This window comes from Robertmurraya kyonggiensis (assembly GCF_005116465.1).
GTDB classification, from domain to species: domain Bacteria; phylum Bacillota; class Bacilli; order Bacillales; family Cytobacillaceae; genus Robertmurraya; species Robertmurraya kyonggiensis.
Genome location: NZ_SWBM01000001.1, coordinates 1,422,799 through 1,434,700, shown reverse-complemented (window position 1 = coordinate 1,434,700; position 11,902 = coordinate 1,422,799). Strand labels below are relative to the sequence as shown.

9 protein-coding genes are annotated in these 11,902 nt (G+C 38.8%); 6 read left to right on the top strand and 3 right to left on the bottom strand.

The window, feature by feature from the left end:
* Positions 1-20 precede the first annotated feature (20 nt).
* Both FA727_RS07215 and FA727_RS07210 read right to left on the bottom strand, forming a co-directional pair.
* Positions 21-1,391 carry a methyl-accepting chemotaxis protein gene (locus FA727_RS07215; RefSeq protein ID WP_136830231.1) on the bottom strand — a complete coding sequence of 457 codons (1,371 nt, stop codon included), beginning with the start codon at positions 1,389-1,391 and terminating at the stop codon, positions 21-23.
* Positions 1,392-1,478: 87 nt separating this feature from the next.
* On the bottom strand, positions 1,479-2,003 hold the full coding sequence (locus tag FA727_RS07210; protein WP_136830230.1) for a ribonuclease H-like YkuK family protein: 525 nt from the start codon (positions 2,001-2,003) through the stop codon (positions 1,479-1,481).
* A gap of 177 nt (positions 2,004-2,180) precedes the next feature.
* Here FA727_RS07210 and FA727_RS07205 point away from each other — a divergent pair, with 177 nt between their 5' ends.
* From FA727_RS07205 to FA727_RS07190, 4 genes are all read left to right on the top strand, one after another.
* Complete coding sequence (locus FA727_RS07205) at positions 2,181-4,673, top strand: helicase-related protein (protein ID WP_136830229.1); 2,493 nt, start codon at positions 2,181-2,183, stop codon at positions 4,671-4,673.
* Positions 4,674-4,914: 241 nt separating this feature from the next.
* Positions 4,915-6,354 carry a D-alanyl-D-alanine carboxypeptidase/D-alanyl-D-alanine endopeptidase gene (gene dacB, locus FA727_RS07200; protein WP_136830228.1) on the top strand — a complete coding sequence of 480 codons (1,440 nt, stop codon included), beginning with the start codon at positions 4,915-4,917 and terminating at the stop codon, positions 6,352-6,354.
* 88 nt (positions 6,355-6,442) lie between these two features.
* Positions 6,443-7,204, top strand: a complete 762-nt coding sequence (locus FA727_RS07195) for a hydroxypyruvate isomerase family protein (protein ID WP_136830227.1) — start codon at positions 6,443-6,445, stop codon at positions 7,202-7,204.
* Between the two features lie 15 nt (positions 7,205-7,219).
* Positions 7,220-8,101: an NAD(P)-dependent oxidoreductase gene (locus FA727_RS07190; RefSeq protein ID WP_136830226.1), complete on the top strand. Its 882-nt coding sequence runs from the start codon at positions 7,220-7,222 to the stop codon at positions 8,099-8,101.
* Between the two features lie 23 nt (positions 8,102-8,124).
* Here the strand turns inward: FA727_RS07190 and FA727_RS07185 are convergent, their stop codons facing one another.
* The gene (locus FA727_RS07185) at positions 8,125-9,258 is read right to left on the bottom strand and encodes a CAP domain-containing protein (protein ID WP_246041738.1); all 1,134 of its coding nucleotides are present in this window, start codon (positions 9,256-9,258) and stop codon (positions 8,125-8,127) included.
* A 259-nt stretch (positions 9,259-9,517) separates the two neighbouring features.
* On the opposite strand from FA727_RS07185, the gene FA727_RS07180 reads away from it, so the two are divergent.
* The gene (locus tag FA727_RS07180) at positions 9,518-10,282 is read left to right on the top strand and encodes an exodeoxyribonuclease III (protein WP_136830225.1); all 765 of its coding nucleotides are present in this window, start codon (positions 9,518-9,520) and stop codon (positions 10,280-10,282) included.
* A 183-nt stretch (positions 10,283-10,465) separates the two neighbouring features.
* On the top strand, positions 10,466-11,869 hold the full coding sequence (locus FA727_RS07175) for a DEAD/DEAH box helicase (protein ID WP_136830224.1): 1,404 nt from the start codon (positions 10,466-10,468) through the stop codon (positions 11,867-11,869).
* Positions 11,870-11,902 lie beyond the last annotated feature (33 nt).

The following is an 11,902-nucleotide window of genomic DNA, read 5'->3' as shown; positions in this document are numbered from 1 at the left end:
AGCGAAAAATGCTCCTCCTTTTAGTCAATGGTTAGATCGGCACCCAATATCCCAACTATTTGCCCTTCATGAGTGTAAATAGGGAACGATAATGTAATACATGCTTTTTTCGTAAGAGCTGAAATATACACTTCGGAAACATAGATATGACCAGCCAATGCTTGAATGAACCAAGGACGTGCCTTGGCATTGACGAGACCTGCTTTTGGATTGGAATAAACGAAGGTTCCATCGATGCGATTTGTCCATATTGCTTCCAAGTCTGTGTAAGTCGCCAATACCTCATCCAAAATCGTTTGATGTTCTAATGCGTGCATGGATTGAATTTGTACAGAATGTAGGATCGGCTTAAGATTCTGTTTCATTTTTTCGATGGCCGCGGGATCGACAACACTTGTGCCTGTTATCTCATGGTGAACAACGCCTTGAAGCTCGCTTGAGGTTGCAGAAAGGGAATTGCTGATCGAGAGCATTTGATGGATATTTTGATGCTGTTTATCCATATCATGGCTAACCTTAATGACAAAATCTTTGTTCTCAATTGATAATTGTGTGATTTGATCGAGGAGATTAGCGATTTCTTTAACGTTTTCTGTTTGTTCATCGACTGCGAATGTCGAATCAGAAACCATACTCGTAATAGCTCCAAGCTTATCCTTAAAGGATTCCAAATAACTAAGCACGTTTCCTAATTCAGCCGTTCCTTCTTGTACTTCCTTTGTTTCTTTTTCAACCATTTGAGAGTTTAACTGAATTTCTTCTTGAATAAGATTGATATTTTCTCTTGTTTCTTCTACTGCCAAGGAGGTTTGATTTGCAAGTTCTCCCACCTCATTCGCCACTACTGAAAATCCTCGACCATGTTCTCCAGCTCTTGCAGCCTCAATTGCCGCATTCAACGCTAATATTTTTGTTTTTTGCGAGATGGAGCCAATGGTATGAACGATCGCGTGAATATTCTCGGAGAACTTCACTAAATGATTCATTTGCTCAAGAAGTTGGTTATGGCTTTGACTAAGTTCTTCAAATTTCTTCTGCAAGTCTTGTAGGGATTTCCAAGAGATGTCTAAATCGTTTTGTGAGCTTTGTGCTTTGGAAAGTATTTCTTGGAAGGAATTGGATATCTGAATGGCAGACGTTTCGATGGTTTCCATCTTTTTAGAAACTTGTATCGTATAGTCTACGGTTTTTTCACTATGGGACAATAATGTATTCGTGCTGTTCTTACTGGAGGTGGAGGTTTCTTCTAACTCAATTGTTGCAATCTTAACTTGTTCGACGACACCGTTTAATTGGTCGACAGCAACTTGTACCTGTCCGTCAAAGTTTCTGCTCTCTAGTATTGGTTCAGGAATTACGTTTATTTTTCCTATTCTTTTTAGTAAAATCAAATAAAATCCCCCTCATGTCATGTTTCCTAACATTATTATAATATATAATCTGACAAATAGGGGGAATTATTAGAAATTTCGATTTTGTTATTTCGTAAACCGGTTGGCATAGCTTGAAGCAACAAAGGAATTCGGTTTAATTTTTGGTTCCAGCCCCATCGATTCAATCCTTGCCATCATTTCCTCAACGTATATTTTTGTTTTGTTTTTCTTTCCAGAACCGATATCAATATGGCCCTCCATCGTAAAAGTGGCCCCATGATAAATATGGGGAAGAATAATATCAATCATCCGGTTTTTCCTTTCTTCAGTAAACAAGGCAACAATTTCTTCGGTTAAAGACGTTTCTCTCGATATTCGTTCATGCAATCGTCCCATTTTTCTAGACACTGAAACCTTACGTATGCATGCCCATACGCCTTTTCCTTCGCTCTGAATAACAATTCCTGTGATAAAAAGCGTATAATCATGATGGACCTGTGAATCAGTCCCGATCATAAGCCGGTAATTACCTCTTGGATTTCGATTCATAAACTTTAAGATTCTATTAAATACATCTTCAAAGGACATGTTACGTTCCTGCAAATTCTGAAACCTGATGTCATTCACCATGTATCTGTCCTTTCGGTATAATAGTCTTTTTAAAGACTTTTTCTCAAACAAACTGTCTTTTAATAAACTTATGCAAGAAGAAGAGAATATTGTTGGCTTTTTACGGAATAGTTCCGTTCATAAAAATATTAATGCAATGGAAGAGTAATAATTAAAGCAAGAAAAAGAGGGGATTTTATGTCACATTTAGAGACTTGGCATTCAAAAGCTATTCAATATACACAAACCAAGGTCAAGGAGGACCTATATAGTTACCTTGGCAGCAAAGAAAGTATCACAACGTTTGAACAATATCTATACGATCGAAAAAATTATTTGGAGCAAATTTGGGTGAATGTATGGTTGAATCATGCAACAAACCACATACCACGAGCTGAAAAAAAAGAGTTATTAAAAGAAAGAGACTTCGAGGTTGAGGGTGTGGATCGAAAAGTAATCAACCATCTGTTCCGCCAGGAAATCCGAGAGTATAGACCCTTTGATGTTCTTAAATGGATTAAAACCCATTTTTCAAAAGATGAAGTCGATTGGGATGCAGTTTATGAAAAAGCGAGAGAACAATTTTTGATCAAGCAAGAGAAAGAACGACTAGCACAAGCACGTGATCAAGTATTGCACGAGTTGGAAACGTCGATAGATGAGATTTTGACAGATCAATATCAGCTATTGTATTTACATACCCGCTACTATGTAGCAAAGGTATTAGAAAAATATAGCCATGTTCAGTTTGATAACTATTCACAGATGGCTGACTTTTTCATGGAATGGACTGGTGTTGTACATAAATCGAGATACAAAGGTCGTTCATATTATGAAAATGAAAACTATGGGGAAGTATTCGAGGAATTGATCGGTCAAGATGTTATGAATAGGGTTCCACAGCTCATACTTGAAAGACTGAACAAAGATTTGATTGCTTGTTATGAGGAGCTTTTGGGGAAGCGAATGCGTGCAGCTAATATTCGAGATTTTCTCTATAATGAACTGTACGAAATTGCTTCAGATTTTATCGGAATTATTCAAGAGGAAGCTGTTGCTGACCTTCTCTCCTTAGCAGAAATTCCGTTTGAAGAAGAAAGTCATCAACAAATTTTACAGAGGAACTTAGCCGAACGAGATAGATGGAAGGCAGAGGAACTTGCTGAACTGCAACGAAAACAAGAAGAAGAAGCACGACGAATTGAAGATATCTTCGGGCAGGAATACCAGCCAGGGTTAGGCCGTGATATTAAATATGTCCTTCATATTGGTGAGACAAATACAGGGAAGACACACCATGCTTTGGAAAAAATGAAAGAGGCACCGAGTGGGCTTTACCTAGCACCACTTCGCCTTCTTGCTTTAGAAGTGTACGACAAATTAAACGCAGACGGGATTCCGTGTACTTTGAAAACAGGTGAGGAAGAAAAGCTTGCAACCGGTGCCCAGCATTATTCCTGCACGGTTGAAATGTTTCATGAGAAAGATTATTTTGATGTAGTTGTAATAGATGAGGCACAGATGATTGCAGATAAAGACCGAGGTTTTTCTTGGTATAAAGCAATCACGAAGGCGAATGCACGAGAAGTACATATTGTTGGAAGTAGAAACTTAAAGGATATGATGATACAGCTTTTAAGCGAATCCAATATGGAAATAAAAGAATATAGTCGTGAAATTCCACTCCAGGTAGAGAAAAAGAATTTTACACTTGAACAGACGAAAAAGGGAGATGCTCTAGTTTGTTTTTCTCGGAAACGGGTTCTTGAAACAGCTTCGCGATTACAGAATCAAGGTCATAAGGTAAGTATGATTTATGGGAGTATGCCTCCGGAAACACGGAAGAAAGAGATGCTTCGATTTGTAGAGGGCGATACAAAGGTTATTGTTTCGACAGATGCGATTGGAATGGGTCTAAACTTACCAATACGTCGGATTGTTTTTCTCGAGACAGAGAAATTTGATGGAACTCGTAGAAGGAGACTGAATTCTCAGGAGGTTAAACAAATCGCAGGTCGAGCAGGGCGTAAAGGCATATATGATGTTGGAAAGGTTGCCTTTACAAATGATATTAAAATCATGAAGCATTTACTCGAGCAAGTGGATACTCCTGTTCATACATTTTCAATTGCACCAACCAATGCAGTGTTTGAGCGTTTTCAAAAGTATTATCGTGAACTGGGCAGTTTTTTTGAGCTGTGGGATAAATTCGAAAGTCCTCAAGGTACGCAAAAAGCGAGCCTTTCTCAGGAAAAAGAGTTGTATGAAATCATTATAGGAACAGAAATTGAGGCGCGATTGTCAATGATGGACTTGTATGGCTTTTTGCATTTACCTTTTTCCACAAAGGATTATGGTCTCGTACAACAGTGGAGAGATACGATGTTTGCGATCGTTCAAGGAGAAGAACTCCCTGATCCTGTGATTAAAAGGAATAATCTAGAGCAACAAGAACTGGCCTACAAGGCGATTGGACTTCATTTACTCTTCTTATATCGCCTGGATAAACGACTGGAGGCTACCTATTGGGAACGAATTAGGGAAGAATTAAGTGATGCTGTGCATGAATCCTTAAAAACTGAAGTGAAGAAAATGACGAAGAAATGTAGGAATTGTGGAAAGACAATCCCATGGGAACACAATTTTCAAATTTGTGATTCATGCCATTTTTCTAGGTATCAGAGATGGTAAAAATTTGAAGGTCGTTAAGTTTAGTAGACGATAAAATAGTTATGTTAACTTGATAGTTTTGCATGGGTTTTGAGAACGAATGAGATGTCTTATGGATACAGATGAAGCCTACTGCGGATCATTTAAGTCAGTGATTCACTAGAGCATAGCTCTAGTGAATTTTTTCGTATATGGACCAATTTTTTCCTAAGTGGCTGGGTAAATTAGTAAGGCGGCAAATGAATGATGGATGTGAATTGGATTGAAAAAAGGGTTAACTACGCTATTTTTGTCGATCATAATAATGTTCATTTTAGCACCTCATGGATATGCGACTCCTCCGCAAGGACAGATTGAGCAACTAATCCAAACAGAAACGAACTTAAAGGGAGCTATCGTAGGTATTAGTATTCGTTCAGCAAAAACAGGCGAGGTTCAATATGAATATAACGGAAATACGAGGCTTAAACCAGCATCTAACATGAAATTGATGACAGCAGCTGTTGCTCTGTCCATTTTAGGTGAAAACTATCGCTTTCAAACGGAAGTCAGGACTGATGGGGTCATTAAAGGACGAACATTGAAGGGAAATCTCTATTTAGTCGGAAGAGGTGATCCTACTCTACGAGAAGAGGACTTCAACCAGCTCGCCAGTGAAATTAGAGGGTTAGGAATTACACGGATTGAAGGCAATCTAATTGGAGATGATTCCTGGTATGACGATGTTCGTTTCTCGCCTGATATGATTTGGAACGATGAAGATGACTATTATGGGGCGCAAATTTCTGCATTAACAGCGTCCCCAGATAAGGATTATGATGCGGGGACCGTTGTGGTTGACGTGGAACCAGGGAAAACGCTCGGTTCGCAAGCTGTAATTTCCTTAGTACCGAAAACGAAATATGTTCACTTCATCAATCATGTGACTACTGTTACTCCCGAAGAAAAGGCAAAGGTAACTATTAAGAGATTGCATGGTACGAACACAGTTATGGTTGAAGGGATGATTCCCTTGAAATCCATTAGAAAAAGGGAATTTGTCGGTGTTTGGGAACCAACCGGATATGCTCTAGACCTTTTTCAATTAGCCTTAGAGAGACACGGGATTACAGTATCAGGAAATGTCACGAGAGGTATAAGTACTAAGAGTCATAGACTAGCTGTTCATCATTCTCCTACACTTTCTGTTCTCATGGTTCCATTTTTAAAACTAAGCAACAATGTCCATGCAGAAATTTTAGTTAAAGAGCTCGGAAGAAAAGGAACCGGGCAAGGCAGTTGGAAAAATGGCTTACGGGTCGTCAAAAATGAGCTGAAGAAATTTGGTGTGAATAGTGATGTACTTGTATTTCGTGATGGTTCAGGAATTTCTCATATCAATTCACTTACGGCGAATGAATTAACAAAACTACTCTATCAAGTACAAGGAAAACCGTGGTTTAAGACATTTCATGATTCCTTACCCGTGGCTGGTAAAAAAGACAAGCTTGTCGGAGGTACATTACGTAAACGAATGGCTCATTTAGATGTACATGCCAAAACAGGCACTCTAACCACTGTATCTTCGATATCGGGGTATGCGCGAACAAAGTCTGGAGAGACAGTCATATTTTCAATATTGATAAATAATATCCTAAAAGAGGATAAAGGAAAGTTAATCGAAGATAAGTTGATTGAAATCATTGCAAATCAATCATTTTGAAGGGCTGTCTAAGGGCAGCTCTTTATTTAATGAAAAGGAATGTACTGTGTGAGTGTCGAAATTATTCTTATCAAGGAGGGATTTGAGAATGAATTTTTCTGTTAATGTATCAACCATTTTTACAGAGTTCCCTTTTTTAGAGCGTTTTAAAAAAGCAAAGGAAGCTGGATTTCAGTACGTGGAATGCCAATTTCCTTATGATTTTGAAGTTGAAGAGATTCAAGAAGCAATAGCTAATGAACAACTTACTCTTACGTTAATAAATTTGCCACCTGGGAATTGGGCGAAAGGAGACAGGGGTTTGGCGGTTGACTATATGAGAGTAGAAGAATTCCGTCAATCTGTCGAAAAGGGGATTACTTATGCGACAGCATTAGGCGTAAAGAAAATTCATTGTATGGCAGGAGTACCTATAGAACGTGATGTAGCAAGAGGTGCGTATGTGAAAAATATTCAGTACGCCGGAGAAAAGCTGGCTGAACACGGAATTACACTCCTTATCGAGCCCATTAATCCATTTGATATGCCAGGCTATTACTTATCCAATCTTCATGATTCGGTGCAGATTCTAAAAGAAATTGCTTTACCTAATGTAAAGCTTCAATATGATTTTTACCATATTCAACGTATGCACGGAAATCTCATCGCCAACTTTGAACAATATTTTGATTACATAGGTCATATTCAAATTGCTGATACACCAGGTCGCCACGAGCCAGGTACTGGTGAAATACACTTTGAGAATATTTTTAGCATGATAGAGTTATCCGGTTACGAAGGGTTTGTTGGACTAGAGTACACACCGAAAGGGAGAAGTGAAGATAGTTTTAAGTGGATTTCGCATACATAGAAAGGAGCAATACGGATGAAGATTTGTTTTATTGGTTTAGGTGTTATGGGAGCACGAATGGTGGAACGTTTCCTCGATGCTGGGCATGAGGTACTCGTTTTTAACCGTACGCCTGAAAAAGCTGAAGCCTTAGTAAAAATAGGGGCATTAAGGGCAAATGATATTCCTTCTTTAGCTGAGCAGTCGGATGTAATATGCAGCTGTCTTTCTATGCCTGAAGATTCGATTAAGGTTTTTCTCGAAGGAGTGATTCCTCATGCCAGGGACGGTACGATTTGTCTGGATTTTTCTACGGTAGGAGTTGATACGAGTAGAATCATCTATCAAAAAGCGCGGGAAAAGGGAATTGACTATCTTGATGCTCCAGTCAGCGGTGGTCCTGAGGGAGTAGAGAATGGAAATCTAACGATTATGGTTGGTGGAAAAAAGGAAGCATATGAACGAGTTCTTCCCCTTTTAAATAGCTTAGGAGAAAAGATTGAGTATCTTGGAGGAAGTGGTTCCGGAAGCATCGCTAAGTTAATTAACCAGTATTTAGTCGCTGTACACTCAATTGCAGCCTCAGAAGCAATGGTTGCTGGTGTAGCATTTGGGTTAGATAGTGAACAACTTTATAAACTATTAAAAGTAAGTTATGGGCAAAGTCGCATGCTTGAACGCCATATGGAGCAATACGTATTAGACCGCCAATTTGAGCCTGGTGGAGCAGTGAAGTATGTTCATAAAGATGTGAAGTTAGCCAATCAACTATTTGAACAGGTCGGGCTGACGGAAACTTTAGGTAAGTTAGCTGAGAATTCTTTTGCACATGCAATGGGGATTGGACTTTCTGACTTAGATATGTCGGCGGTGATCAAGCCTTTAGAAGATAAAACAGGTGTAGTCGTAAAAAGGTAGGACTCCGTGAGCTTCACGGAGTCCTATTTTGTAAAGTAATTTTGCGTATAGTAAGGATGGGATTCGTTGTTAAATGCGACTCCCACACCTAAGTAGTCAAAGTCTTTCTGCAGAATGTTCTCCCGATGTCCTAAAGAATTCATCAAACCTTCATGAGCAAATATGCTGCTGAATTGACCATAGGCAAGATTTTCTCCAGCGACAGAAAAGGTAATTTGGTCCCCAAGCATTCGGTCAAAAGGAGATTGACCTTCCAAATTCGTGTGATCAAAATAATTGTTTTCTGCCATATCTAAGCTATGTTTTCTTGCTGTATTCCTTACACGCTCATCCCAGGTTAGGATATTTAATCCATGGTTCAGCCTAGTGGCATTTGTAAGGTCGAACATTTGAAGCTCAAAGCCTTCTTTCAGTTCTTCGCTTGCTTTTGTATAAAAATCTTTCTTGCTTTCTTCTATGTCCTTATGAATCAATTGAATCGAGGTTACCGTATCATCCTCATGGATATCATAAAAAATGGTTACATAGCTATCATCTAACAGAAAAACATCGTAGTTAGAGTCCTCCTGAAATTGGTAATAGACAAACCCTTTTTGAATTCTGGTTAAAGGTGTACCAAGCTCTGTTCTTACGGTATCCTTTGTACTTCCGAGCTTTATATTTTTCGTGGAGGAAATGATATTTTGATTGGTAAAAAGACCGACCACTTGATCGGAATCATTATACATGACCTCGACAAAATTTTGATAGTTTTGATGATAGGTACTCCAATTCAAACCATATTCATTATAGGAAACGCGTTTTGGTTCCCCTAGAACTTCTTCAACCTGCTGTTTGGTCTCGCCAATTTCTATATTATAAATAGAGAAGGTTTGCTCAAGAGGAGGCGTAAGTTCTGGTTCTTTGATTTTTTCTGGAATAGCGAGCTTATTGGGTGATGTCGGTTCATTTTTTAAATCTTCTATAATCGTTTGGATTGCCATAATAAAAGTGGTGACTCGAGCTTCTAATTCTCCACTTTGGATAAAGCTTTGAACATCTTCTTTTATATGATTGAAAGTGGAAACCACTTTTTCTTCGTTAAATTTATCGTCTATATATGTCCATCCAATGCTGATTAAAAAAATGAATGATAATAAGAGAAAAATTCTCCTCAAGATAATCCCTCCTTCCATCCATTTAGTGCGGATAAGATCCAGTCTTGCCATATTTTCTTAATTTAATATATGAGTGGAGTTCGCAATGTGCGAAGATATATATATTTGTACAACGCAATTCATCCAGTTGCGATAACAATTAAGTATAATACCATTATTAACAGGATAAGAATGTTTAACTCGATTCATCTTTTATAGTATAGTAGAATGTATGTTTAAGGAAGTAATTCGATAGAGTATCGCAAGGAGATTTAAATATATGAAATTAGTATCATGGAATGTAAATGGAATTCGTGCATGTGTGAAAAAAGGCTTTCTTGACTATTTTCACGAAGTGGATGCCGATATTTTTTGTATACAGGAATCAAAGCTTCAAGAGGGACAGATTGAGCTAGAGTTAGATGGCTATTACCAATTTTGGAATTATGCTGAACGAAAAGGGTATTCTGGTACAGCTGTTTTTACTAAGCATAAGCCAATTTCAGTGAGCTATGGTATAGGAGAACGGGATGACGAAGAAGAGGGTAGAAGCATTATTCTCGAGTTTGCTGATTTCTATTTAGTCAATGTCTACACGCCCAATTCAAAAAGAGACTTGGCGCGTTTAGATTATCGCCTCCAATGGGAGGAAGAGATTAGGAAATATCTACTTGAATTGAATTCGATCAAGCCTGTTATTTATTGTGGTGATCTTAATGTGGCTCACGAGGAAATCGATCTTCGTAACCCGAAATCGAATATTGGGAACTCTGGTTTTACGGATGAGGAAAGAGGAAAAATGACGGAATTGCTTAAGGCTGGTTTTGTAGATAGTTTTCGTCACCTTTACCCGGACAAGACGGATTCCTACACTTGGTGGAGCTATATGGCCAAGGTTCGTGAAAGAAATATTGGGTGGAGAATTGATTACTTCATTGTTTCCAATGCGTTAGAAAATAAAATTGAGGATGCGGAAATCCACCATGAAGTACTTGGTAGTGATCATTGTCCTGTTGTGTTAAAAATGGCTAACTTAAACGCATAGTTTATTTTATGATACAAATTTTGCAATCATGAAGCGTCCATATAATTCTCGTGTAGGTTGCGGAAAAATATTATGGGGAGTCTATGTGACTCTCCTTTTGTATTTGCAAATTTAGAGGAAAAACGGCAAAATTAAGCACAGAATACATAAAACATTAAAGCAACAAGAAAGTAGGAAATACATATGGCGGATTTTTTGTCCCTAGGAATTTCAAAGAAAGTCGTGGAACAGCTTGCGCACAATGGGATTGTCATTCCAACACCGATACAAGAGGCTGCGATTCCACATGTATTGAAAAATAAAGATATTATTGCGCAGGCGCAAACAGGGACGGGAAAGACACTTGCCTTCCTTTTACCAGTACTAGAAAAAATAGTGCCGGACTCTCCCGATGTACAGGCATTAATTGTCACACCGACAAGAGAATTGGCTCTCCAAATTACATCCGAAGTAAAGAAACTTATTGAGGATATGGATGGAGTTGAGGCTCTTGCTGTTTATGGTGGACAGGATGTAGAAAAACAGTTAAAGAAGCTAAAACGTTATGTTCAAATAGTGGTGGGTACGCCCGGACGATTATTGGATCATATTAGAAGAGAGACCCTTTCGTTAGGGAATATTTCTTTTCTTGTCCTCGACGAGGCTGACCAAATGTTACATATAGGATTTCTGAATGAAGTGGAGGATATTATTCGAGAAACTCCACGCACGCGTCAAACGATGCTATTTTCAGCAACTATGCCAGATGAAATCAAGACTTTGGCGAAAAAACATATGAACGCACCAGTCAATATTCAAGTGGAGAAAAAACAAGGTCCGGCGTTATCGGTTAAACAATTAGCGCTTCATACGACTGACCGGGCGAAGCAGGGTACGATTATAGAATTGATTGAGACTCATCGTCCATATTTAGCTGTGATTTTTTGCCGCACAAAGCGGAGAGTCACGAAGCTTTTTGGAATTTTAAAAACGCATGGCTTTTTATGTGATGAATTACATGGGGATTTATCTCAGGCTAAGCGGGAACAGGTGATGAAACGTTTCCGCGACGGAGAAGTCCAACTTCTTATTGCAACAGATGTGGCTGCACGTGGACTTGATGTAGAGGGCGTCACACATGTGTTTAACTATGATATTCCTCTTGATGCAGAAAGCTATGTTCATCGTATTGGGAGAACTGGTCGGGCAGGTATGAAGGGGCTAGCCATTACATTTTATTCATCTGCAGACCGTCCGACTCTTGATCTGATTGAAAAAGAGTTGAATATTCGTATTCCGAAGCAGAATATTGGCAATGTAGAAACAAAAGGACCGAAAGAAGAACGTAAACAACAACAGAGGGGTTCAAAATCAAAACCTAGAGAAGAGACTCGCGGTGAAAAAGGACGACCCTCTAAGAGAACGAAAGAACAAGGTTCGAAACAAAGAGATGGCAGAAGAACAGAAGAAAAAAAGCATAGGGATTCCAAACAAAAAGGCAATGCTACGGCAAGTAAAGGTAGAAGAAATGCTGGCTCTAAGCCAGGAACAAAGCCAGGGGCAAAACCATCTAATAGTAGAACTACGGTGAAAAAGAAACGAAGATAACCAACGATGGTACGGGATTTTTAAATAAAAGGA

Bases quoted from the DNA above. Each gene is read 5' to 3' on its own strand.
- FA727_RS07195 (WP_136830227.1), top strand. From the start codon at position 6,443: ATGAATTTTTCTGTTAATGTATCAACCATTTTTACAGAGTTCCCTTTT.
- FA727_RS07175 (WP_136830224.1), top strand. From the start codon at position 10,466: ATGGCGGATTTTTTGTCCCTAGGAATTTCAAAGAAAGTCGTGGAACAG.
- FA727_RS07190 (WP_136830226.1), top strand. From the start codon at position 7,220: ATGAAGATTTGTTTTATTGGTTTAGGTGTTATGGGAGCACGAATGGTG.
- FA727_RS07180 (WP_136830225.1), top strand. From the start codon at position 9,518: ATGAAATTAGTATCATGGAATGTAAATGGAATTCGTGCATGTGTGAAA.
- FA727_RS07205 (WP_136830229.1), top strand. From the start codon at position 2,181: ATGTCACATTTAGAGACTTGGCATTCAAAAGCTATTCAATATACACAA.
- FA727_RS07210 (WP_136830230.1), bottom strand. From the start codon at position 2,003: ATGGTGAATGACATCAGGTTTCAGAATTTGCAGGAACGTAACATGTCC.